The organism is Candidatus Regiella insecticola LSR1, assembly GCF_000143625.1.
Lineage (GTDB): Bacteria > Pseudomonadota > Gammaproteobacteria > Enterobacterales > Enterobacteriaceae > Regiella > Regiella insecticola.
On record NZ_GL379592.1, the window covers coordinates 302,333 to 326,820 of the forward strand.

Consider the following 24,488-nt stretch of genomic DNA (forward strand, 5'->3'; position numbering starts at 1 on the left):
AAAGAAAAAACAAAGATAAAAACATAATATTTTTAATTAAATTTATTTGATATTAATTTCCAATGACTATTAAAAAAAGGATCAGTCCGTCAATCTTTTAGCATGGTAACTTAATAAAACTAATAAGAATGACGGATTGGTATGTTTATATTATTACAGAGATTAATTACACGTCAGATTCAAACGTAACGGTAACTTCTCCTGTATAGTTTCCGCTTGGTGTCGTATCCTGATTTAAAGAGACAGGCTGTATTTTTAAATTAGCGTTGCCACGAGTGGCGCTGGTTGTTTCATCAACGACAGCAGATGAAGAGTCATGACTAATTTCAACACCATTATAATATATCGACAATGGTATTGTATTGTTCTTACCATCAGTTAATACTGCCTCACCAGTTAGTCTAGCATTGATAGCCTTTCCGGTAGTATTAACATGAGTAAAGGGCACATCCACTGTTCCTAATGTTCTTGCAGCAGGATTGAAGGTTAATTCATACTGGCTTTCAAGATCACTGGTAGGTTTGACTTCAAAGACAACCGGAGTAATACGCGCCAACAGATTAATAGTATGATCTTGTGAAAATGTCTGAGCATAAGCCCCAGAAGAAAAAGCCGTTAATGCCAAAATAGCTGAAGCTAAAAGTGTTTTATTTTTTACCATTGTATTTTTCATATTTTCCCTTAATGATTACTTTCATAATGTTATCCTGATTAGGATGTTTTCTTTAAATTTAACCTAATGGTTAATATTTAAAATAGGGTTTTACTGCTTTGTCTAATACAGAGTAGCTTACGTACTCTTGCCTTCAATAAGCGTATAATTTATTTCCCCTTCAGCCGTTTTTTTATCCAACTGATAACTCTTGCCCGGTAGAATAAAAGTACGTCTTTCTTCTTCGCATCTTTTTTTATCTTTTTATTATAAACAGATTTTTATTTTATCTAATAGCACCGTAGCATTGCCGTTATTTTTTACTGTAATAAGCTGTTTATCTTTAATGAATTGCGTATCAAAGTGTGGATTTTCTGGCAAGACAAAAAGCGCGCTACCATAACCTGTCATAACATTGACACCGGCTTTAATTTCTTGTGTCGATTTATAATCTTTTAATTCTTTTTCAGTGAGATTAAAGCCGTCATTATTTTTGGGTAATACGGGTGTAAAACGCACACGGTAATAACGCTCTTTATCTCTTTTACCAGGAAAAATAAGCCGTACATATTGAAAACCGGAAGGAGGAATAATCAAGCGTTGTGGCGTGACTATTAATGTTTCTTTATTTACTTTATTATTTTTTACTTGAATAATCGGTGTTTCTGTATTCTTCTTTTCACCAAGCGTTATTTCTAAAATATCCACGAGCACAAAAGCGGTGCTACTACCAGAATTATAAATTCGTTTGGTTAATGTGCTTTCTCCCGGCATTAACATGTCATACATACTGCCAATATTAATAGCAGGAGACGCTGTCACTAGAGAAGAAAAAAATAACTAGTAAGAAGAAATAAAAGGGGAATAATTTTTTCATTTAATTAAATCCGTTTAATAAATCAAGGTATAAATGTAGCTATTTAAAATGATTTAACGTGGGGGAATTCTATATTTATTATTTTTTATAATCACGAGTATACTTTGACTTTATTGGTTAAAAATAAAGAAACGAAATAATTTTAAGATTATTTAAGGGTTTTCCATTTATTAATATACCCAATGAATTTCAAGTTATGTCATTCAATATGCTATCGCTGAATCAGTTTAATTTGATTCAAGGCGAAGGGTATATCAGTGCAAAGGAAAACGCCCCGCATCAATCACCTCTGCTAACGCCTTTAGTTTGGCGAGCACCCGCTGCTGCGCCGTTGCACTTGCAATAACAATATCGATATCAATGGTAGCTAATTTTTTCTTAGCATCACTATGGCTAGCCAGTTTTAACACTTTCACTTTTTCGTTAGCTAAAACCGTGGTGATATCACGCAGTAATCCGCTGCGATCATGAGCGGTAACACGCACTAACAGTGAATACTCACTAGAATAATTTTCACTCCATGCCACATCGACAATACGTTCAGGTACATGCAGTCGAAGCTCGGTTAATTGTTCACAATGCGCCTGATGAATGGAGATCCCTCGCCCTTTAGTGATAAAACCTACAATGTTATCGCCTGGTATCGGATAGCAACAGTGGGCGATAGAGTACATCAGATTACCCACCCCTCCGACAATAATGCGCCCAGGCTCTTTACTATTGACCGCTCCTTGTTGTGTTCTGTCGGCCAAATACTGCATTGCCTGCTTATCGGCTTCTTCTGGGCTGGGTTTATTGCATTTACCGCGTAAGAAGTTAGCCATCTGGTTGATGCGGATATCACCTGCACCAATCGCCATTAGGACTTCATCGAGTGAATTAACGTTGTAACGTGGGACCAACCATTTTTCGGCTTCTTTTAAACTAATATCGAGCTGTGCTAATTCGTTATCTATTATTTGACGCCCGGCCAAAATATTTTTTTCGCGATCTTGTTTACGGAACCAATTGTGAATTTTCGCGCGCGCCCGAGGGCTGGTGATATAACCCAGATTAGGATTTAGCCAATCACGGCTTGGATTGGGGTGCTTTTGCGTGATGATTTCAATTCGGTCACCCATTTTTAATTGATAGGTAAAAGGCACGATGCGTTCGCCAACTTTAGCGCCAATACAACGGTGGCCAACATCACTATGAATGTAATAAGCAAAATCCAGCGGGGTAGAATAAACCGGTAAATCAATAACATCGCCTTTAGGGGTAAAAACGTATACGCGATCATCAAATACTTGGCTGCGTACTTCATCCAGTATGGCGCCCGAATCTGCCATCTCTTCTTGCCAGGAAATCAATTTTCGTAACCAAGCAATCCGACTTTCATAGCCTGCTCGCCCTACCGTAGTACCCTCCTTATATTTCCAATGAGCGGCAATACCCAGTTCGGCATTTTCATGCATTTGGTTAGTGCGAATTTGAACTTCTAATGTTTTTCCTCCTGGCCCCAAAACGACAGAATGAATGGATTGGTAACCATTCGGTTTAGGATTAGCGACATAATCTTCAAATTCATCAGGTAAGTGGCGGAAATGCGTGTGGACAACACCTAGCGCCGCATAACAGTCCTGTAAACGTTCCACGACAATACGAACCGCACGTACATCAAACAATTCGTCAAAGGTTAATGATTTCTTCTGCATTTTACGCCAGATGCTGTAGAGATGTTTTGGTCGACCGCAAATTTCAGCTTTAATGTCCTCATCTGCCATTGCTTTACGTAATGTCGTGGCAAAATTGGTGATAAATTGTTCGCGATCAATGCGGCGTTCATGCAATAATTTGGCGATTTTTTGATATTCAGTGGGATGCAAATAGCGGAAAGAAAGATCTTCTAGCTCCCATTTCATCTGACCAATACCCAGTCGATTGGCCAGGGGAGCGTAGATATTTGAACATTCTTTCGCTACCAATAGCCGCTCTTCTTCTGGCGCATTTTTCACTTCTCGTAGCTGCGTGATCCTTTCTGCCAACTTGATAACGACACAGCGAAAATCTTCGACCATCGCTAGCAACATACGTCGGACATTATCTACTTGATTGGCGTTTGTTGCATCATGATGAACCGCCCTCAATTGGCGAATAGCATCCATGTCGCGCACACCTCGAATCAATGCGGCAATATCTTTGCCATGCTTTTCGCTGAGTGTTTTTCCCTCCAGCAAATTGGCATTTACCAAAGGAAATAACAGTGCGGCGCACAGACTGTCATTATCCATACCCAGTGTGGCAAGAATTTCAACCATTTCCAGGCCACGCCACAGTAGCAATGAAGCCTCTGGATGATTTTTCGTCTTTTGTTCACAGTAATGCCAGGTTTCAGCGAGTTTTTTAGATGAATGTAAATTGCTTAGTCCTAAATTAGCGATCCAAGGGTCGAGAGAAAATTCACCTGTTGAATTCAAATGTGTCCTTCTGATAGCAACCATAATTTTCCTCTAAGAGCCTATACCCCTCGCCTTTCAAGTTACGGCGGCGTTAGCTGCGTGTGTTCGCCTCATCAGGTAGCCTGTCTATGCTCATCGGTCGGTCGCCCTTGCCGCCTTGCCGTAACTCGAAATTCATTGGGTATAATCCAGATCTTTTTCCTTTTCAGGCGCATTCAACAAATTTCATTAAATGTCGATATTGGCCGCTTTCAATGCATTTTCTTCGATAAATGCGCGCCGAGGCTCTACGGCATCACCCATTAATGTAGTAAATAACTGGTCTGCAGCAATGGCATCCTTGACCATAACACGTAACATACGGCGATTCGCTGGATCCATCGTGGTTTCCCATAATTGGTCAGGATTCATTTCACCTAATCCTTTATAACGTTGAATAGTCAAACCGCGCCGAGACTCTTTTACTAGCCAATCGAGTGCCGCTTCAAAACTGTCAACAGCTAAGCGACGTCCCCCACGCTCGACGAAGGCATCTTGTTCCAGTAGGCCACGTAATTTTTCACCCAATTGACAAAGTTTTCGATATTCACCACTGTGGATGAAATCAAAATCTAGAGGGTAGTCAGTATCAACACCATGAGTACGGGTTCGTAATAGGGGTTCAAATAATTGGCGCTCGGTGTTTTCACGTACGATAGCGCTATAGTGGCTACCCTGTTGTTCATTTTGGTTTAATAAAATCACTAGCGAGTCGATCCATTGCTGAACAGTTTCTTTATTAGCCAATGTTTCTTGCAGTAAATTGGGTTGATAAATGAGATGATTCAACAAAGCGCGGGGATAGCGACGCTCCATACGGGCTATGATTTTTTGCACCGCATAGTGCTCTGTAATCAATTTCTCCAGTGCTTGACCCGCTAACGCAGGAGCATAAGCATTAGTATGTAATGCAGCGCCATCAAGGGCTAATGATATCTGATATTGTTCCATCGCCTCATCATCTTTGATGTACTGCTCTTGTTTACCTTTTTTAACTTTATACAGTGGGGGCTGCGCGATGAAGACATGGCCACGTTCAATAATTTCGGGCATTTGGCGGTAGAAAAAGGTCAATAACAACGTTCGGATGTGTGAACCATCAACATCGGCATCGGTCATGATAATAATGCTGTGATAGCGTAGTTTATCAGGATCATATTCATCTCGTCCGATGCCACATCCCAGGGCGGTGATAAGTGTTGCCACTTCTTGTGAAGATAGCATTTTATCGAAGCGGGCTTTTTCTACATTGAGGATCTTACCCTTTAGCGGCAAAATCGCTTGATTTTTACGATTACGACCTTGTTTTGCCGAGCCACCTGCCGAATCACCTTCGACTAAATAGAGCTCCGATAGCGCCGGATCACGTTCTTGGCAGTCCGCCAGTTTACCCGGCAATCCGCCTAAATCTAAAGCGCCTTTACGCCTTGTCATTTCACGTGCTCTACGCGCCGCTTCACGTGCGCGAGCCGCATCGATAATCTTATTAACGACAATTTTAGCGTCAGTCGGATTTTCTAATAAATACTCTATTAATTTTTCATTCATCAAAGTTTCAACGGCGGTTTTCACTTCTGATGAGACCAATTTGTCTTTTGTTTGTGAAGAGAATTTAGGATCAGGCACTTTAACCGAAACCACCGCGATCAAACCTTCACGAGCATCATCCCCTGTTGCGCTGATTTTTGTTTTTTTGTTGTAACCTTCTTTATCCATATAACTGTTCAAAGTACGTGTCATTGCCGTACGAAATCCCACCAAATGGGTGCCACCATCACGTTGTGGAATATTATTAGTAAAACAGTAAATATTTTCTTGAAAACCATCATTCCACTGCAATGCTACTTCTACACCGATGTCATCTTTTATAGTGGAAAAGTAAAAGATTTTAGGATGGATTGGATTTTTATTTTTATTTAAGTATTCAACAAAAGCCCTGATCCCCCCTTCATAATGAAAATGATCTTCTTTATTATCACGTTCATCATGCAATTTAATGGAAATACCCGAGTTAAGAAAAGACAGCTCTCGCAGTCGTTTTGCCAGGGGATCATATTGAAATTCGGTGTTATTGGTAAATGTCTGCAAACTCGGCCAGAATCGCACACGGGTTCCGGTTTGTGCTGTTTCACCAACGATTCGAAGGGGCGTCTGGGGCTCTCCCATCATATAAGTTTGTTCGTGAATTTTCCCTTCACGATGAATGACCAATTCTAGTTTTTCAGATAAAGCATTCACTACCGATATACCGACACCATGCAACCCGCCGGAGACTTTATAGGAATTATCATCGAATTTACCGCCAGCGTGTAACACTGTCATGATAACCTGCGCTGCGGAAACCCCTTCTTCTTCATGTAAACCAGTAGGGATCCCTCGCCCATCATCTTGTACAGATACTGAGTTATCCATATGGATCTTAACGATGATCTCTTTACAATGGCCGGCAAGCGCTTCATCGATAGCGTTATCTACCACCTCGAATACCATGTGATGTAGACCAGTACCATCATCAGTATCGCCGATATACATGCCTGGACGCTTACGAACCGCATCGAGTCCTTTTAATACCTTGATACTTGAAGAGTCATAAATATTTGACATCAACGTTTCTCGCTTATTTGTAATCCTGTGATTGAAACTCTATTTTGCCATGTTCGATACGGAACATCTTGCCTTTATTAGAGCCTATACCCTTCGCCTTTGAAGCCGCTGTGTTGTTGGCTGCGGGTGCTCGCCCTCATGGTATGTCTATGCTCATCGCTCTCACCCCCTGCCGCCTAGCGGTAACTTGAAGTACTGTGGGTATATTTAAAGACGCATTGGCATCACAATATAGGTGGTGATTTGATTTTCAATATTTTCAATTTGCACACTAGAAACCGAGTCAATCAGTAGCAGCTTGACTTTGTCGCATTTAAGCGCATTAAGGACATCCAGCAGATAACCTACATTGAAACTGATTTCAATATCCTCGCCCTGATAGTCGACATCGAGGGTTTCTTCTGCCTCTTCTTGCTCTGGATTATTTGCGGTAATTTTAAGTTTACCCGCGCTAATATGCAGCCGGACACCCCGGAATTTTGCATTGGATAAAATCGCCGCCCGTGAAAAGGCTTGTTTAAGTTGCTCACAGTTTGCAATAACTATTTTTGACGGATTTTTAGGAAAGACACGTTTATAGTCAGGGAAACGGCCATCAACTAATTTTGAGGTAAAAATAAAGCCATTGAGATGAACACGGATATTATTGCTGCCAATTTGTAGACACAACCTATCCTCGCCACCACTGAGTAAGCGCGCTAATTCGATGACAGCTTTACGTGGTACTATCACCGAATATTTTTTCAACTCTTGCGCGGTGTCTTTTTGAATTATAGAGGTTGAACAGACTGCCAAACGATGACCATCAGTGGTGATCGCACATAATTTTTCACCTTCAACTTCGAATAACATTCCATTGAGATAGTAGCGTACATCTTGATGCGCCATAGCAAATTGAGTTGAATCAATCAAACACTTTAAGGCTGCCGGTGAAACAGTTAATTCGACTTCTTTTTCTTTTTTCAAATCGGCCAGATTAGGAAAATCCCTAGCGGACAGTATGGAAAGCGAAAAACGGCTATGACCTGAACGTATTGATAAACGTTTAGTTTCTAGTGTCACGGTGATTTCAGCGTCTTCCGGCAAACCTCGACAAATATCGAAAAACTTGCGGGCGGGTACCGTAGTGGATCCAGTTTCAGTTTTATGAGACTGAGACAAAGCAATTGTTGCCACCATCTCAATTTCTAGGTCAGTACCGGTCAAGGTCAGTGTGTTGTCGCTAACTTGTAGCAGTAAATTAGCCAGAATCGGCAAGGCTGTACGTGCACTGAGCGGACCACTGACCTGTTGTAAGGGTTTGAGCAAATGTTCACGTTTAATAGTAAATTTCATGGCGCTTAGGCGGATAAGGTTCTAATTAGATTTAAGAAATCTTCTTTAAAATGGTGATTTTCTTCACGCAATTGTTCAATTTTTCGACAGGCATGCAACACCGTGGTATGGTCACGACCTCCAAATGCATTACCAATTTCAGGCAGACTATGGTTGGTTAATTCTTTGGCCATGGCCATGGCCATTTGACGCGGTCGTGCTACTGAACGAGAACGCCGTTTGGAAAGCAGATCGGTGACTTTAACTTTATAATATTCAGCGACCGTTCTTTGAATATTATCAATGGTAACAAGCTTTTCTTGCAATGCAAGTAAATCACACAGTGCTTCGCGCACAAAATCAATGGTGATTGCTCGGCCGGTAAAATTGGCATTAGCAATCACGCGGTTTAAGGCCCCTTCTAATTCACGTACGTTAGAACGTAAACGTTTTGCGATAAAAAAAGCGACTTCATTCGGCAAAACAATATCATTCTCATCTGCTTTTTTCATCAAAATAGCGACACGGGTTTCAAGCTCTGGTGGATCAATGGCGACTGTCAGACCCCAACCAAAGCGAGATTTTAGCCGATCTGCCACGCCATTGATTTCTTTTGGATAACGATCTGATGTCAAAATAATTTGCTGATTGCCTTCCAATAACGTATTAAAAGTATGAAAAAATTCTTCCTGAGAACGTTCTTTGTTGGAAAAAAATTGAATATCATCAATGAGTAAAGCATCAAGTGAACGGTAATAACGTTTAAATTCTTCAATCGCATTGTTTTGTAGTGCTTTAACCATATCCTGCACAAAGCGTTCAGAGTGCATATACACTACTTTCGCTTTAGATTTATTAGCAATAATACCGTTACCCACTGCATGCAAAAGATGCGTTTTACCTAAACCGGTACAACCATACAGAAATAAGGGGTTATATGCTTTACCAGGGTTATCAGCAACCTGACGTGCGGCTGCTCGAGCCAACTGATTAGATTTTCCTTCTACAAAATTATCAAATGAATGCTTCGTGTTGATATTTGAACGGTAATCACGCTGAGGTTGCGTAAGCGCACTATCCCAACCAAGTCGCCCAGTGACATTGTGAGTGATAGGCACGATTGGTACACCAACACTGCTTATCGCCGACGGGTTAGTCGTTTGTATTACAGGTTTGTTCCCGACTTCAAAACGCAGCAAAGGAATATTTTCCCCGCAAAAATCATTAAGTAATCCATTGATATTGTTTAAATATTTATCGCGAACCCAGTCTAAAACAAAACGATTAGGGGCGTAAAGAGCTAGTGTGTTATCACTCAGTTCCGCCTGTAATGGGCGGATCCACATACTAAATTCTGTGGCAGGTAATTCTTCCTGCAATCGGGCAAGACATTGCTGCCAAAGCGAAAGTGACACGGTAAACTCCACTCTAACAAGACCAATAAAAAGAAATAAAAAGAAAAGGCTATGAATTCATCATACGACAACGACCTGCTACGTGCTGTCCAATTTGGAGTATCGAGATCACCAACAGGGCAGAAGATCATAGCGCAAACGCAGCAATATATCTTCCCCTTAACTTGCAGATTCAAGCCTTTTTGTCGACAGACGATTTGCTGACAGGCGATCATTATACCGAAGCGGCTAATTCATCACAGTTTTATACCCAAAGGCTTTCAAGTTGCTGCTAGGTGGCCAGAGTGTGAAGCCGATGAGCGTAGACATACTCTAGCTGAATCATTTTAATTTGATTCAGGCGAACACCCTCCGCCAACAACGCGGCAGCTTGAAAGGCGAAGGGGATATGCCGTAAAACCTCGGCCTTCAAGGCGAGGAAGATGTCAATTACAGGCTAAAAAAATTCTCCGGATATGTTCTTGCGATTTGAACGGGAGTCAGTATAATCGCCGTCTTCGCCCTGTTATATTAGGTAAAATTGTTATGAAACGTACCTTTCAACCATCCGTATTGAAACGTAATCGCAGTCACGGTTTCCGTGCTCGTATGGCGACAAAAAATGGCCGTCAAGTGTTGGCGCGCCGTAGAGCAAAAAGCCGTGCTCGCCTGACTGTGTCTAAGTAATTAAGCTCACCGTTTAAGTGGTTAAGTTAGCATTTCCTAGGGAGTTACGTTTGTTAACTCCTGCTAGTTTTGCTTTTGTTTTTCAACAGCCAAAACAGGCTGGTACACCGCAAATTACGTTCCTTGGCCGTATGAACGAATTAGGCCACCCTCGAATAGGTTTTGCCATTGCAAAAAAGCAGATTAAACGAGCACATGAGCGTAACCGGATTAGACGTCTAATCCGCGAAAGTTTTCGTTTGCGTCAGCATCAGTTGCCATCTATGGATTTTGTGGTGTTGGCTAAAAAAGGTGCCGTTGAGCTTGATAATTTGGTACTGGCGAAAATGTTAGAAAAATTATGGCATCGCTATTGTCGTTAATACCGCTAATTTGCCATGTTCTGATCGGACTGATTAAGGGATATCAGCGCATTATTAGCCCATTTTTGGGGCCTCGCTGCCGTTTTTATCCGACCTGTTCCGATTACGCAATTGAAGCCTTGATTAAGTTTGGCCTGCTAAAAGGCAGTGGGTTAACACTGAAGCGTGTATTAAAATGCCACCCTTTGAACCCAGGTGGCACTGATCTTGTGCCGCCAAAACCCGAAGATAATTTAGAGAACACTCACGATGGCTCCGCAACGTAATCTCCTCCTCATCGCTTTGTTGTTCGTCTCTTTCATGATCTGGCAAACGTGGCAAGTGGACAATAACCCACCCTCCTCTTCCCAGACTGCGCAACAGAGTACGGATACGGTCAGTATGGCAAACCAAACGGCAGCTGATACTCAAAAGCAATTGATTAAAGTACAGACTGATGTATTGTCTTTGACCATTAATACACGTGGAGGGGATATTGAACAGGCCAATTTACTCGCCTATCCAAATGTATTAGGTTCAGATAAGCCTTTTGAACTATTAGAAACCACCCCGGCTTTTATTTATCAAGCACAAAGCGGTTTAACCGGCAAAAATGGGCCGGATAATCCTGCTAACGGGGCTCGCCCGTTATTTACGGCCACTCAGGATCACTTTGTACTGGCTGAAAACCAAGATGAACTACGTATCCCATTAACTTTCACTAGCCAAGAAGGCGTAATATTTACTAAAACCTTTGTGCTGAAGCGTAACGATTATGCGATTGGAGTGCATTATCAGGTTAAAAATACCTTTGCTACGCCCTTGGAATTCAGTTTATTTGGTCAATTGAAACAAAGTATTAATTTGCCTCAATACCGCGATACCGGCAGTAGTAATTTTGCGTTACAGACTTATCGTGGAGCGGCATACTCTTCTGATGAAACGAAATATAAAAAATACAGTTTTAGTGATATTGAAGAGACTAACTTAAATACGGTAACCCAAGGTGGCTGGGTTGCGATGTTACAGCAATATTTTGCCACTGCTTGGATCCCAGCCGCTCAAGAGACTCACACTTTTTACTCCAATAAGCTCAGCAATGGCCTGGCTGCTATTGGTTTTAAGAGTATGCCAGTGGTTATCCCTCCGGGGGAACAAAAAGATTTAGCAGCGACGTTATGGATCGGTCCAGAGATCCAGGACAAGATGGCAGCAATTGCCACTCATCTTGATTTGACAGTAGATTATGGTTGGTTATGGTTTATTTCTCAGCCATTGTTTAAGTTATTGCATTTTATTCAAGGTTTTATCGGTAATTGGGGTTTTTCCATTATTGTTATTACCTTTATTGTCCGTGGCATTATGTATCCACTGACAAAGGCTCAATATACTTCGATGGCAAAAATGCGGATGATTCAACCCAAGCTCACCGAAATGCGCGAGCGTATTGGCGACGATAAGCAACGCATGAGCCAAGAAATGATGGCGTTGTATAAAACTGAACAGGTTAATCCGTTGGGCGGTTGTTTACCGTTACTGATTCAGATGCCGATTTTTCTAGCATTGTATTATATGTTGATGAGTTCGGTTGAACTGCGCCACGCCTCCTTTATATTGTGGATCCATGACTTATCAGCGCAAGATCCTTACTATATCTTGCCGATTTTGATGGGTATCACCATGTATTTTATTCAGAAGATGTCACCAACCACTATCACCGATCCTATGCAGCAAAAAATCATGACGTTTATGCCTGTTATTTTTACGGTATTTTTCTTATGGTTTCCCGCTGGTTTGGTGCTGTACTACATCGTCAGTAATTTGGTGACTATCTTGCAGCAATATTTGATTTATCATGGTTTAGAGAAACGCGGCTTACATCAACGCGAAAAAAAATGACTTGATGAAAAGAAGCCATTTGATCACTGATAACCTGTTTTGTGAAAAAAAGTTCAGTAGACCTCTTTCGAAACCGTAGTTCGTTATGCGAAGTCAAAGGCGCTCGGCGCACAGCAACCTTCGTTAACATGCAAGTACATGAGGATTGTACGCACCGGGCAACGCAGAATTCGCATCACGCAATAGGTTTCGAAAAAGGGTCTAGGGAACGATTGATAAAACGAAAATTACAGCGGAGCTTTGATATGAAAGTGTCCTATATTTTTATTTTTTTATTAGGTTTTATTTTATCATTTGAGCTAACTGCACAAGAAAAATCAACGATTTATCTTATATCAAGTTCTAGTGAATATAACGAGGAAGTGATCCCTAGCATAATTACCATGTTCAAGGAAAAAGGACATCCTGTAGATACCCGATACCTCGATCAACAGGTTTCTGATTTCGGTTATGTTAATACGGATAAAAGCAGAGCAAAGACCCTTATTAACGCTCTGACCGACGATAATGTTAAATATTTATGGTTTGTACGCGGTGGGGCAGGGGCATTAAATTTATTACCCTATCTTTATGCTGCTGAAGATAAGATAAAAAAATCCACGCCAAAAATTATCGTCGGGTTTAGTGATGTTACTGCCATCCATTATTTTATCAATAGACAGATAAAGTGGCCTTCTGTTCATGGGGTTTTGGCTTCTTTCAATAAAAACCTGTATGTTCCCAATGAAACAAAATCAGAAATCAGTAGGAATAGTGATGTAGAGGATATTTTTTCTTTAGCGGAAAAGGAGATTAAATATCGTGATGTGATACCACTGAATAATCAGGCTAGAAAAAATATTGCGGGTAAACTTTTTGGCGGCAACCTGACTTTATTACAATCTCTCTTCTCAACAAAATACGAAACGGTAAGCGCTGACGATATTTTCATTGTTGAAGATGTTGGTGTGACCTATCGTCAACTTGACCGCTCCTTACATCAATTGCTTTATAAAAATCAATTCAAACCTAAAGGCATCATCTTTGGGCAGTTTTATTCTCTTTCTGCTACAGATGAAGAGCGGTTAATATTTAAAACAGTGATTAAAGATTTTGCAGCTAAAGCACCTTATCCTGTTTACTATTACCCGCTCTTTGGACACGGCAAAACTAATAAACCACTGATTCTTTTTAATGATGTGAAGATCAACTGCAACAAAAATGATGAATATTGTTCTTTGACGCAGAAAAAAATGGCGTTATCGAATAAATCAAAATAGTTTTAGAAGCCACGAGGATCGCATAGAACGTTATAGTGGGGAGGATGTAAAAATGTTATTGCCCTGGCTGGCAAATAAAAAGGTAGATTTTACTTATAAATGGCGTATATTAGCCTCTTCCCTGGTATTAGGCCGGAATTGGCAACCTTTCTTCAGCTCAGGCTGCAGAAAGGTTTTTTTTTAATAGACTTCTTTCCAAACCGTAGCGAGTGAGGCTAATGCAAGGCGCTTGGCGCACAGCAACCTTCGTTGCCATAAACATGAGGATTGCGCGCAGCGGGCACCGCAGGATCCGCGTCACGCAGTAGGTTTGGAAAGAGGTTTAATGATGGTGTCGTTGTGTATGCAACATATAATTAACGTCTACCTTGTAACCCAGATTAAAATTATCATTGAATGGATTGTAATGTAGTCCAATGATGTGACGTTCAATTAATGATGTTGACTCTAGCCATCCTATTAGTTCCGCCGGTCGGATAAACTTTTTCGCATCATGTGTCCCTTTCGGAACCAGGCGTAAAATATATTCCGCTGCAACTTTTGCCATTAACCAGGATTTAATATTGCGATTGATGGTAGAGAAAAAAACATGTCCCCCGGGTTTAACTAATTGCGCGCAAGCATGCACCACCGATGCGGGATCAGGAACATGTTCTAGCATCTCCATGCAAGTGACTAAATCGTATTGTTCCCTGTGGGTTTTTGTATGCTCTTCGACTGTTTGCTGAATGTAATTGAGTTGTACTTTATTTTCTAAGGCGTGCAATCGTGCTACTTGTAACGGTTCGCTACCCATGTCCAGTCCAGTCACCTCTGCACCTTCTCTGGCCATACTTTCTGCGAGAATACCGCCACCACAACCAACATCTAATACTTTCTTCGCAAAAATACCTTCTGCGCGTTGTAAAATATAGTTAAGGCGCAATGGATTAATGCGGTGAAGCGATTTTAAATCACCTTGTAAATCCCACCAGTGAGACGCGATTGCCGCAAATTTAGCTATTTCTTGTTGATCAATGTTAGGTGGATTATTGGTGAGTTTGGCGTGCATAAATCAGTATCTCTTGAATTGATCGTTGAGGAAAATTATACACATGAATTACTAAGAGCCATTTGAAATCTTTTGTGTTCGTCTGAGTATCATTCAAGAAGATTTGGAACAGGCTCTTAGTGCCCCTAATGTAAAATCATTCATTAGACCTCTTCGGAAACCTACTGCGTGATACGGATCCTGCGTTGTCCGGTGCGCGCAATCCTCATGTACTTTATGTTAACGAAGGTTGCTGTGCACCGGGCGCCTTGACTCCACATAACGAACTACGGTTTCCAAAGAGGTCTATTAAAAACAAATAAAACATTTTCGTGTAAATGACAGACAAGGCTTTCTTTCACTTAATTATCATGCAAATAATAATCAAACATCAACACAGCTAGCGACCAAGGGTATGATCGGTTAACATTTGGCATCGTTTAATGCAAATCACGGTTAAAAATATTCTCTTATGGATAAAATGGCAAAAAAAATATTGGTAACGTGCGCATTACCCTACGCTAACGGCTCTATTCATCTTGGCCACATGCTTGAACACATTCAGGCTGATATATGGGTTCGCTATCAACGAATGCGTGGCAACGAGGTTTATTTTATCTGTGCGGATGATGCACATGGCACACCTATTATGTTAAAAGCACAGCAGCTAGGGCTAAAGCCAGAGCAAATGATTGCGGAAATGAACCAGGAGCACCAACAGGATTTTGCTGGTTTCTCCATCAGCTATGATAATTATCACTCCAGCCATAGCGAAGAAAATCTGGAACTATCAAAGTTAATTTATTGTCGTTTGAAAGAAAAAGGCTATATCAAAAAGCGTATTATTTCTCAATTGTATGATCCTGAAAAAGAAATGTTCTTATCGGATCGCTTTGTGAAAGGCAGTTGCCCAAAGTGTCAATCCCCAGACCAATATGGTGATAATTGTGAAGCCTGTGGTGCAACATACAGCCCGATAGAGTTGATGGATCCAAAATCTACACTTTCTGGCGCTGTCCCCCTGATACGTGAATCTGAACATTTTTTTTTCGATCTACCTGCTTTTAGTGACATGCTGCAAAGTTGGATCCATTCAGGAACCTTGCAAGAACAAGTTGCCAATAAAATGCAGGAATGGTTTACATCAGGTCTACAGCAGTGGGATATAACGCGCGATGCACCCTATTTTGGTTTTGAAATACCCGATGCGCCTGGTAAATATTTTTACGTTTGGTTAGATGCTCCTATCGGTTATATGAGTGCATTTAAAAATCTCTGTAGCAAACGCAGCGATCTGGATTTTAATGCATTTTGGTGTGAAGGTGCGACTACTGATTTATATCATTTTACCGGTAAAGATATTGTGTATTTTCACAGTTTATTTTGGCCAGCGATGTTAGACGGAAGTGGTTTTCGTAAACCAACTAACTTATTTGTTCACGGTTATGTCACGGTTAATGGCGCTAAAATGTCTAAATCACGAGGCACTTTTATTAAAGCGAGCACTTATCTGAACTATTTTGATCCTGATTGTCTACGTTATTATTATGCGGCTAAGTTATCTTCTCGTATTGATGATATAGATTTAAATTTAGCAGACTTTGTGCAACGGGTTAATACCGATGTCGTTAATAAATTGGTCAATTTAGCTGCCCGCAATGCGAGTTTTATTAATAAAAAATTTGCTGGCAAGTTAGCGCATCAGCTTGCTGATGCGGCGCTGTATAAAACCTTTACTGATGCAGCTGTTACTATTGCACAAGCCTATGATAACCGTGAAAGCGGTAAAGCTATCCGCGAAATTATGGCGTTGGCTGATTTAGCTAATCGTTATGTAGACGAACAGGCCCCCTGGGTGGTGGCAAAAGACGCGAGTCGCACCACAGATTTGCAAATGATTTGTTCTATGGGAATCAACTTATTTCGAGTACTGATGATCTACCTCAAACCTGTTATGCCAAGCTTAAGTACTCGCAGCCAAGCTTTTCTAAACAGTGAATTGGATTGGGATAAGCTTGCTTTCCCCTTGTTGAACCATCAAATAAATAAATTTAACGCCCTGTTTAACCGTATTGATTTAGATAAAGTTAACCAAATGGTCAATTCATCGAAAGAAAATCTTGAGAGTAAAACCGATGGAACTTGAATGCGAAAGTAAACGCCCACTTTATATTCCTTACACCGGCTCGATACTGCTGGAGTTTTCATTACTCAATAAGGGAAGCGCCTTTACAGAAGATGAACGTAACCATTTTAATCTGCATGGTTTACTGCCCAAAGAAGTAGAAACAATAGAGGCTCAAACTCAGCGCGCCTATCAACAATATCAAGCGCTTAATAATGACAATGATAAACATATCTATCTACGTAGTATCCAAGACACTAACGAAACACTATTCTACCGCCTACTCGACACGCATCTTAGTGAAATGATGCCTATTATTTATACTCCTACTGTTGGTGAAGCTTGTAAAAATTTTTCGGCTATCTATCGGCGCGCACGAGGGTTATTTATCTCTTATCCTAACCGTGTTCATATTGATGACATGTTACAAAATGCCACTAAACAAAATGTAAAAGTGATAGTGGTTACGGATGGTGAACGTATTCTTGGCTTAGGTGATCAAGGCATTGGTGGTATGGGGATCCCTATTGGTAAGCTTTCACTTTATACGGCTTGTGCCGGTATTAGTCCCGCCTATACATTGCCGGTGGTACTTGATGTTGGCACCAATAATGAAAAATTACAAAGCGATCCTCTGTATATGGGCTGGAAACATCGGCGTATTGAGGATGATAAATATGATGCTTTTGTTGATCTATTTATTCAAGCGATAAAACGTCGTTGGCCGAATGTACTCTTGCAATTTGAAGATTTTGCTCAAAAAAATGCCACCCGATTGTTAAATCGCTACCGTGATGAACTATGTTGTTTCAATGATGATATTCAAGGAACAGCGGCAGTGACACTCGGTAGTTTAATTGCCGCTAGTCGGGCGGCGGGCTGTCAGCTACGTGATCAAACCGTGGCTATCCTTGGTGCCGGTTCGGCGGGTTGTGGGATCGCGGAACAAATTATCGCGCAGATGCGGTCAGAAGGATTGAGTGAAGTAGAAGCCCGTAATCGGATCTTTATGGTAGACCGCTCTGGTTTAATGACTGATAAATCATCTCACTTACTCGATTTTCAAAGTAAATTGCAACAAAGCAGTGATAAGTTACAAAGCTGGGGCTTACCGGTTGATAAGATTTCCTTATTAGATGTGATACGTAATGCTAAACCTACCGTTTTAATTGGTGTCTCTGGTCAGCCAGGGCTGTTTGATGAAGAACTTATCCGCGCCATGTGCCATGATTGTAAACGTCCTATTATCATGCCATTATCCAACCCGACGTCAAAAGTTGAAGCGCTGCCAGAGAATATTATTACTTGGACAGAAGGCAGAGCAATTGTCGCGACTGGGAGTCCATTTCCACCAGTAAGTTATAAAGGACAACTTTACCCTATTGCCCAATGTAATAATTCTTATATTTTCCCCGGAATTGGTTTAGGTGTATTAGCATCAAACGCCCGTAAAATCACTGATGGTATGTTGATGGCGGCAAGTCTTGCCCTGGCGGATCTTTCGCCATTGGCCATTGATGGGAAAGGTGCCTTATTGCCTGATATAAATGATATCCAAAAAGTATCAAAAGAGATTGCTATGCAGGTAGGTAAAAAAGCACAAGCAGAAGGGGTGGCAATAATGGTATCCGAGCAAGCTTTAGCTGAATCTATCAAAAGTAATTATTGGCGGCCACAATATCGTATGTATAAAAGAACCTCCTTTTGATCTTAGCGCCTGTTCGAAATCTTTTGCGCTCGCTGATACTTCGTCAAAAACGAGCTAAAAATGCTCATTTACGCTCTTCATTAAGTACAAAAAGGAACTACGCTTTTTCGCCCATTTTTTCCTTGTCTTAGCGTCGCTCAAGAAGATTTGGAATAGGCTCTTAGGCTGTCCACTGAAATAGAAGCCCGACACTGTGATCAGTATCACTCTTTAATGGAGATCATTTGTTCAGTGCTGTAGTGAGCCTTGCTTCATCCTGTTAGCTGCAGTAGCCTAGTGACAGATTAATTAAAGCAATGTGCGAAGGTGACATAATGTTAAAGCGTATAATAATTAGCTTATTAGTCATTTTCGGGATTTTTATAATAATGGCGATAGCCATTGATCGTTGGGTGAGTTGGAAAACGACGCTTTATATCTATGAAGAAGTTCAATTATTACCACATCGAGAGGTTGGTGTGGTTTTAGGCACCGCAAAATATTATCGTAGGGGGGTGATTAATCAATTTTATCGCTACCGTATGCAGGGCGCACTTAATGCCTATAACAGCGGAAAAATAAGCTATTTATTACTGAGTGGTGATAACGCGCAGCACAATTACAACGAACCGAAAACGATGCGCCGTGACTTGATCACCGCCGGTGTTGCTCCAGCTGACATCGTATTGGACTACGCCGGATTTCGTACCCTAGACTCTATCGTGCGGACACATAAAGTCTTCGCTACCAATGATTTTACTATTATTACTCAACGCTTTCATTGTGAACGGGCATTATTTATTGCGTTTTATATGGGTTTACAAGCGCAATGTTATGCTATCCCATCGCCTAAAAATATGTTTTTAGTTCGCATACGTGAAGTTTTTGCACGCTTTAGCACCTTTGCTGATCTCTACATTTTTAAACGTGAACCGCGCTTTCTTGGCCCAAAGATCCAAATTCCCGCGGTAATTATTCCCAGTGATACAGGATATCCTGAACTGAGTGAATTAGGGCGGGAAAGAAGCATAGAGAAAAGAAAAAATCATTAAGTTGAATTAATCGTTATTATTAACTGCCCGTAAAAATTCTTGCCGCGTACTTTGATTAGATTTAAATAATCCACCGAGAGAAGTGGTGGTGGTTGCACTGGTCGCATCACAGATCCCTCTGGCTTTGACACAAAAATGAACCGCATCAATCGATACCGCTATATTTTCCGTATTAAGTAAAGTCTTTAACGCCAGAAAAATCTGTTGTGTTAGCCGCTCCTGCACTTGTGGCCGTTGAGCAAAGAAACGGACGATACGGTTAATCTTTGATAAACCAATAATACAATTTTCTGGAATGTAAGAAACGGTTGCTTTACCGTCAATGGCAACAAAATGATGTTCACAGGTACTCGTCAAGGTAATATTGCGGACTGTAATCATTTCATTGATTTTCATTTTATTTTCAATGAGAGTAATTTTAGGAAAATTAGCATAATCTAACCCGGAAAAAATCTCATCAACGTACATTTTAGCTATTCGATTCGGTGTTTCAGCCAAGCTATCATCGTTTAAATTAAGGTTAAGTAACTCCATAATTTCTTTCATATTCTCTTCAATACATTTTTTACGCGTTTTAGCATCTAACACTTCACCTGATAATGGTGTTTCAAGGCCTTCTTTTTTCAGCGCATCACGGACTTTTTCTGCTTCTTTATTCATTTTTTCTGCTTTTTTATTTATTTGGCTCATTTCTTCACTTAGCAACGGCATTATTTTTTCCCACCGCTTTTTTAAATAAAAAAACCCCGCATTGCAGGGTTTTATACATAAGAAATTGATTCAGCTTATGGCTGAACAACCGCTTCTTTTTCACCTTTTACTTCGATTACTACGCGCCGATCTGGAGCCAAGCACTCAATCTTCGCTGCTCTTTTCATATCGTCACCACAAGTAGAGCCTGTTACTGGGTTTGCTTCACCCATACCCCGCGCTGATATTTTATCAGCTGGGATGCCTTTAGTAATCAGATAATCCATAACACTTTGTGCGCGTCTTTGAGACAGTGCTTGATTATATGCCTCTTTACCCATACGATCAGTATAACCTAACACCAGCACACTACCATTTTTAGGATTGATGCTGCTTAACTGGCTATACAGATCATCCAGCTGTGTCAGACCTTCTGGTTTTAGCGCAGACTTGTTAAAATCAAATAAAACATCCGCGTTCAAAGTGAATCTCTCAGGCTCTGCTGGTGTAGGCGGAATTACCGGTACTATCGGTGCATCTTGAAAACGATACGCCACACCCAAACTTAGATTAGTGTTATCTGGACGAGTACCAAGAGTGGCTTCATCACCCATATTATTAACGAACTGGTAGTCCAAACGTGTTACCCAATTTTGGGTAAGGGCGTATTCAAGACCCACGGCAGCTACTGGAGAAACACCTATATCATAATCTCTAATTTTTTTTCTAGGGTCGCCGAGGTTACCTGTAGAATCAGCACGCCAAAGCATACCCCCCAGACGAGTATAAACATCCAGATCTTCTAAGACCGGGTAGCTCAGTTTAGCTGCAAGTTGAACCCCATGTGCTTTAAAAGCGCCATTCTTGACATCGCCGCTGTAATGCATGCGACCAAACCAATCGTATCCCATTTCTAAGCCAAGATATTGGTTTATCTGATAGCCTAAAAACGCACCGGCACCCAATTGATCTTTTCGAGTTGAACCATCACCCACACCTTTGTAAGTATGGTTCATAAGTGTATCATGGTACCCAGACCAACCTACTTTAGCGCCAGCGTACCAAGTGTTATCGCGAGGGGCGGCTTGCGCTAAAGTAGCGAAACCAGCCAGTGCCACTGCTAATGCTATAGCTGTATTTTTCATTTTACGCCTCGTTATCATCCAAATAGGCAATGAGCCTGAAACATTATTTAAGCTCTTGATTAAAATTTTCGCCAAGATTTTTATGCTCCCGTTTATGACGTTGCCAGTGTAATTTGGCATTATAAAGCAACCCCGGCGATGTAAAGTCTACAACGTAGTAGAAAACTTACAAGTATGATGTGGTGAAGCGCCCTAAAAAAACATGAAATTATATCTAAAGTTTAATGATTATTGTCATAAATTAACGATATTTACAGCATAAATTCAACCAGTAAAGCCCGCTTTACTTAGTTTTATAGATATTTTTTATGTTTAACATAATAAATTGTTAAATTTTTTCGCATCAAGCTGAGGCGTACTAAAATGCCACGGTGAAATAGACTTTTTGTGCAAAACCATATTGACGGCCGAAAATTTTATGCTACGCAGCGTTCGTAATCTTCATATACCGCTGTTGACAGCGTGGTCGCTGCGCGCCTTGGACACCTTGATTCACATAAAGAACCTTGACACTCTCCTTAGCTGAAATTCATGGAAGGATTCCTGTTAGGGTCTGTTCGAAATTTCTTGTGCTCGCTGATACTTTAGACTTCTTGCAAAACCTATAGCCAAATCATTTTAATTTGATTCTGTGTTGTCGTCGCTTGCCGTGCTATTTGTACTGTCTGCACTCCTTGCCTTGAATCAAATTAAACTGATTCGGCCATATTGCGTGGTGTGAATTCGGGTGTTGCGCGGTGCTCGCAATCCTCATGTACTTGTGTATCCCCTTCGCCCTTGAAGCTGCCGTGTTGTTGGCGGCGGGGATTTGCCCGAATCAGCTAGTATGTCTATGCTCATCGGTCTCACTTCCTGGCTGCTCAAGAGGTAATTTGAAGGACTGTGGATATATGTTAGTCAGCTTCATATTACTTAACCCGTATTTAAACATATTTTTCAATGTCGTGTTGAAGATATAGTCAATTTTTCAAAGCGCTTCGCAGAATTGTGATGTAAGTGGATGAAAACGCACTTTGTATTTGGATACCTGGTGCATATTGCGTATTTTTTATATTAGTTGTTCCTGTAACACTTATTACAACGGAATAGTGATTTTAATTCTACGAAAGGAGCAGTTAAATGAAGCACTTATCAGAAAAAGTAATCGCTCGGATTAAGACAGATTTTACCTTTCTTGAGCCTATCACTTCTCGTTCCCAGTTTGGGGGATATGGTTTGCTATCTAATAATGTCATGTTTGCACTTGTCTCCGAAGGTGAGCTTTATTTAAGAGCCAACGATAATGTTGAACACCTATTTATTGAGCGTAACATGCCCAATTTAGTTTATGCTAAGCGTGGAATACCCGTTTTGTTGCGTTACTATTGGGTTGACCCAGCATTATAGATGGATAACGATACCTTGATTAATTTTGTTCAACTTGCCTATCAGGGTGCTGTAACTGAAGCGCTAAATAAAAAATATAGAGCACTTAGGCTAAAGGATTTACCTAATTTAAGTATTGGTATTGAGCGATTATTGTGGAAAGTAGGAATTAAAAATGTTAGTGAATTGCGGCTTAAAGGTGCAAAATCAAGTTATTTACAACTCCGTGCACTCAAAAGTTCGTTGGGTGTGAATATACTGTTAGCACTGGCTGGAGCTATTAATATGCGGTATTACCCAAAATTCTTCGCCATGAATTACTTGAGTGGTTTGAGGGGATAAAGGGGTCGATAGTTAGCACTCATTAATCAGAGATCTTGAGTAGAAGATTTTAGATTAGTAGTGATGATTTCCTATACATCCCCATATTCATAATTTATTATTTAGCAAAATTCGCCGTAAACCCTCGCTGAATACGGGCGGGGATATAAGGTAAAAAGCTCGAGGGCTTAAGGATGGCTACATTAACGCCGCGCTGAATATCAAGCAGCAAAGCATATTTGAATTACAGGCGCCGCGGGTCTCGTCGTTTCTGCCCATGGAGGCCTGCGTAAGAGCCTATTCGAAATCTTCTTTGAGCTGCGCTCAGACAAGGAAAAAACGAGCGAAAAAGCGCAGTTGTCTTTTTTGTACAAAACAAGAGAGTAAATGAGCATTTTGAGCTCGTTTTTGCGAAGTATCAGCGAGTATAAGAGATTTTGAATAGGCTCTAGACTTGTCATGCACAAGTGGCGGCTTTTAAAGTGAGAAACCTCTCCCAATAGGGCGGGGAGAAGTCACCTAGAAGGATTGTTTATGATTTCCCTAGAAAATGTATCTAAGTGGTATGACAATTTTCAAGTTTTAATAAACTGCTCTACTGAGGTAAAAAAAGGTGAAGTAGTAGTAGTGTGTGGCCCTTCAGGTTCAGGAAAATCTACTTTAATTAAGACGGTTAATGCCCTAGAACCTATTCAAAAAGGAAATATTACTGTTAATGGCATTTCCATTAACGATAAAAATATCAATTTAGCACAATTACGATCTAAAATTGGCATGGTATTTCAGCACTTTGAACTATTTCCACACCTCTCTATTATTCAAAATCTGACTCTAGCACAGATGAAAGTACTCAAACGCAATAAAACTATTTCCTATGAGAAAGGTACGCAATTACTAGACCGTGTAGGGCTTGCTTCTCATGCAGAAAAATTTTCAGCCCAATTGTCTGGTGGTCAGCAACAACGTGTCGCTATTGCAAGAGCCTTATGTATGGATCCTATTGCAATATTATTTGATGAACCTACCTCTGCACTCGATCCGGAAATGATTAATGAAGTATTGAATGTCATGGTCGAATTAGCGGATGAAGGTATGACCATGATGGTGGTAACCCACGAAATGGATTTTGCTCGTAAAGTTGCTGACCGAGTTATTTTTATGGATGAAGGTAGAATTGTTGAAGATAGTAATAAAAATGATTTTTTCAATTACCCCAAATCTGATCGTGCTAAAGATTTTTTGGCGAAAATTATACATTAAGCGATAAGCACCCTTTTTCGAAACTCCGTCACCTATTATTGCTTATTAATTAAGGATCAGAAGAGAGATGACCCTAGCGCTATTTGAAATCATTCCTGAATGAAAAAGGATGTAAAAACCCGGTCGCTTTTTTATTTACAGGGGCGTGTGTAAAGGCGCCTTTTTTGACAAAGTATCAGTGAGTACAAGAGATTTCGAATAGGCGCTAAGAAGCGTTATACGACATCCCTTTATTATGTCAATTTACCGGTATTTCCATTGATGCTATTCCTGAGAAAATTACGATCCTGTATTTTTGACACTGGC

The 24,488-nt window shown here is 40.7% G+C and carries 17 protein-coding genes and 2 pseudogenes; 10 read left to right on the forward strand and 9 right to left on the reverse strand.

Annotated elements, in window-relative coordinates; genetic code table 11:
* Positions 1-166: 166 nt before the first annotated feature.
* From REG_RS07205 to dnaA, 6 genes are all read right to left on the reverse strand, one after another.
* Positions 167-673 carry a CS1 type fimbrial major subunit gene (locus REG_RS07205; protein ID WP_006705042.1) on the reverse strand — a complete coding sequence of 169 codons (507 nt, stop codon included), beginning with the start codon at positions 671-673 and terminating at the stop codon, positions 167-169.
* A gap of 246 nt (positions 674-919) precedes the next feature.
* On the reverse strand, positions 920-1,432 hold the full coding sequence (locus tag REG_RS07210; protein ID WP_260200228.1) for a hypothetical protein: 513 nt from the start codon (positions 1,430-1,432) through the stop codon (positions 920-922).
* Positions 1,433-1,783: 351 nt separating this feature from the next.
* The gene (relA, locus tag REG_RS07215) at positions 1,784-4,012 is read right to left on the reverse strand and encodes a GTP diphosphokinase (protein ID WP_006705044.1); all 2,229 of its coding nucleotides are present in this window, start codon (positions 4,010-4,012) and stop codon (positions 1,784-1,786) included.
* 186 nt (positions 4,013-4,198) lie between these two features.
* A complete protein-coding gene (gene gyrB, locus REG_RS07220) occupies positions 4,199-6,613 on the reverse strand; it encodes a DNA topoisomerase (ATP-hydrolyzing) subunit B (RefSeq protein WP_006705045.1) in 2,415 nt (804 codons plus the stop codon).
* Positions 6,614-6,820: 207 nt separating this feature from the next.
* Positions 6,821-7,948 carry a DNA polymerase III subunit beta gene (dnaN, locus tag REG_RS07225; protein WP_006705046.1) on the reverse strand — a complete coding sequence of 376 codons (1,128 nt, stop codon included), beginning with the start codon at positions 7,946-7,948 and terminating at the stop codon, positions 6,821-6,823.
* Positions 7,949-7,953: 5 nt separating this feature from the next.
* On the reverse strand, positions 7,954-9,342 hold the full coding sequence (dnaA, locus tag REG_RS07230) for a chromosomal replication initiator protein DnaA (RefSeq protein WP_039907714.1): 1,389 nt from the start codon (positions 9,340-9,342) through the stop codon (positions 7,954-7,956).
* A gap of 525 nt (positions 9,343-9,867) precedes the next feature.
* Here dnaA and rpmH point away from each other — a divergent pair.
* The 5 genes from rpmH to REG_RS07255 all read left to right on the forward strand — a co-directional run bounded on the left by rpmH (position 9,868) and on the right by REG_RS07255 (position 13,507).
* Entirely contained in the window at positions 9,868-10,008 is a 141-nt protein-coding gene (gene rpmH / locus REG_RS07235; protein WP_004871828.1) for a 50S ribosomal protein L34, read from the forward strand.
* A gap of 17 nt (positions 10,009-10,025) precedes the next feature.
* The gene (rnpA, locus tag REG_RS07240; RefSeq protein ID WP_006705049.1) at positions 10,026-10,370 is read left to right on the forward strand and encodes a ribonuclease P protein component; all 345 of its coding nucleotides are present in this window, start codon (positions 10,026-10,028) and stop codon (positions 10,368-10,370) included.
* Positions 10,349-10,636 (forward strand): membrane protein insertion efficiency factor YidD, encoded by a 288-nt coding sequence (yidD, locus tag REG_RS07245; RefSeq protein WP_006705050.1) that lies wholly within the window; start codon positions 10,349-10,351, stop codon positions 10,634-10,636. Before rnpA ends, yidD begins: the two co-directional genes overlap by 22 nt.
* Entirely contained in the window at positions 10,620-12,248 is a 1,629-nt protein-coding gene (yidC, locus tag REG_RS07250; protein ID WP_006705051.1) for a membrane protein insertase YidC, read from the forward strand. Before yidD ends, yidC begins: the two co-directional genes overlap by 17 nt.
* Before the next feature lie 212 nt (positions 12,249-12,460).
* Positions 12,461-13,507: an LD-carboxypeptidase gene (locus REG_RS07255; protein WP_260200231.1), complete on the forward strand. Its 1,047-nt coding sequence runs from the start codon at positions 12,461-12,463 to the stop codon at positions 13,505-13,507.
* A gap of 322 nt (positions 13,508-13,829) precedes the next feature.
* Here REG_RS07255 and ubiG read toward each other — a convergent pair whose 3' ends face one another.
* A complete protein-coding gene (ubiG, locus tag REG_RS07260) occupies positions 13,830-14,558 on the reverse strand; it encodes a bifunctional 2-polyprenyl-6-hydroxyphenol methylase/3-demethylubiquinol 3-O-methyltransferase UbiG (protein WP_006705053.1) in 729 nt (242 codons plus the stop codon).
* 451 nt (positions 14,559-15,009) lie between these two features.
* On the opposite strand from ubiG, the pseudogene metG reads away from it, so the two are divergent.
* From metG to sanA, 3 genes and pseudogenes are all read left to right on the forward strand, one after another.
* Positions 15,010-16,659 (forward strand): annotated as a pseudogene (metG, locus tag REG_RS07265) (methionine--tRNA ligase); the annotation flags it as partial.
* A 13-nt stretch (positions 16,660-16,672) separates the two neighbouring features.
* The gene (locus REG_RS07270; RefSeq protein ID WP_039907716.1) at positions 16,673-18,370 is read left to right on the forward strand and encodes an NAD-dependent malic enzyme; all 1,698 of its coding nucleotides are present in this window, start codon (positions 16,673-16,675) and stop codon (positions 18,368-18,370) included.
* Between the two features lie 314 nt (positions 18,371-18,684).
* On the forward strand, positions 18,685-19,401 hold the full coding sequence (gene sanA, locus REG_RS07275) for an outer membrane permeability protein SanA (RefSeq protein ID WP_039907718.1): 717 nt from the start codon (positions 18,685-18,687) through the stop codon (positions 19,399-19,401).
* A 6-nt stretch (positions 19,402-19,407) separates the two neighbouring features.
* Here sanA and folE read toward each other — a convergent pair whose 3' ends face one another.
* Both folE and ompA read right to left on the reverse strand, forming a co-directional pair.
* Complete coding sequence (folE, locus tag REG_RS07280) at positions 19,408-20,061, reverse strand: GTP cyclohydrolase I FolE (RefSeq protein ID WP_176603475.1); 654 nt, start codon at positions 20,059-20,061, stop codon at positions 19,408-19,410.
* A 125-nt stretch (positions 20,062-20,186) separates the two neighbouring features.
* The gene (gene ompA / locus REG_RS07285) at positions 20,187-21,236 is read right to left on the reverse strand and encodes a porin OmpA (protein ID WP_039907819.1); all 1,050 of its coding nucleotides are present in this window, start codon (positions 21,234-21,236) and stop codon (positions 20,187-20,189) included.
* Positions 21,237-22,355: 1,119 nt separating this feature from the next.
* Between ompA and REG_RS07290 the strand changes: the two are divergent.
* Together REG_RS07290 and REG_RS07295 are read left to right on the forward strand one after the other, a co-directional pair.
* Positions 22,356-22,969: pseudogene (locus tag REG_RS07290) on the forward strand (TfoX/Sxy family DNA transformation protein).
* A 487-nt stretch (positions 22,970-23,456) separates the two neighbouring features.
* Positions 23,457-24,182, forward strand: coding sequence for an amino acid ABC transporter ATP-binding protein (locus REG_RS07295; protein ID WP_039907720.1), 726 nt, complete (start codon positions 23,457-23,459; stop codon positions 24,180-24,182).
* Positions 24,183-24,488 lie beyond the last annotated feature (306 nt).

Coding starts and splice junctions, on each gene's coding strand:
- REG_RS07295 (WP_039907720.1), top strand. CDS start 23,457: ATGATTTCCCTAGAAAATGTATCTAAGTGGTATGACAATTTTCAAGTT.
- REG_RS07270 (WP_039907716.1), top strand. CDS start 16,673: ATGGAACTTGAATGCGAAAGTAAACGCCCACTTTATATTCCTTACACC.
- folE (WP_176603475.1), bottom strand. CDS start 20,061: ATGAATAAAGAAGCAGAAAAAGTCCGTGATGCGCTGAAAAAAGAAGGC.
- dnaN (WP_006705046.1), bottom strand. CDS start 7,948: ATGAAATTTACTATTAAACGTGAACATTTGCTCAAACCCTTACAACAG.
- relA (WP_006705044.1), bottom strand. CDS start 4,012: ATGGTTGCTATCAGAAGGACACATTTGAATTCAACAGGTGAATTTTCT.
- yidC (WP_006705051.1), top strand. CDS start 10,620: ATGGCTCCGCAACGTAATCTCCTCCTCATCGCTTTGTTGTTCGTCTCT.
- sanA (WP_039907718.1), top strand. CDS start 18,685: ATGTTAAAGCGTATAATAATTAGCTTATTAGTCATTTTCGGGATTTTT.
- rpmH (WP_004871828.1), top strand. CDS start 9,868: ATGAAACGTACCTTTCAACCATCCGTATTGAAACGTAATCGCAGTCAC.
- ubiG (WP_006705053.1), bottom strand. CDS start 14,558: ATGCACGCCAAACTCACCAATAATCCACCTAACATTGATCAACAAGAA.
- ompA (WP_039907819.1), bottom strand. CDS start 21,236: ATGAAAAATACAGCTATAGCATTAGCAGTGGCACTGGCTGGTTTCGCT.
- REG_RS07205 (WP_006705042.1), bottom strand. CDS start 673: ATGAAAAATACAATGGTAAAAAATAAAACACTTTTAGCTTCAGCTATT.
- REG_RS07210 (WP_260200228.1), bottom strand. CDS start 1,432: ATGTTAATGCCGGGAGAAAGCACATTAACCAAACGAATTTATAATTCT.
- yidD (WP_006705050.1), top strand. CDS start 10,349: ATGGCATCGCTATTGTCGTTAATACCGCTAATTTGCCATGTTCTGATC.
- gyrB (WP_006705045.1), bottom strand. CDS start 6,613: ATGTCAAATATTTATGACTCTTCAAGTATCAAGGTATTAAAAGGACTC.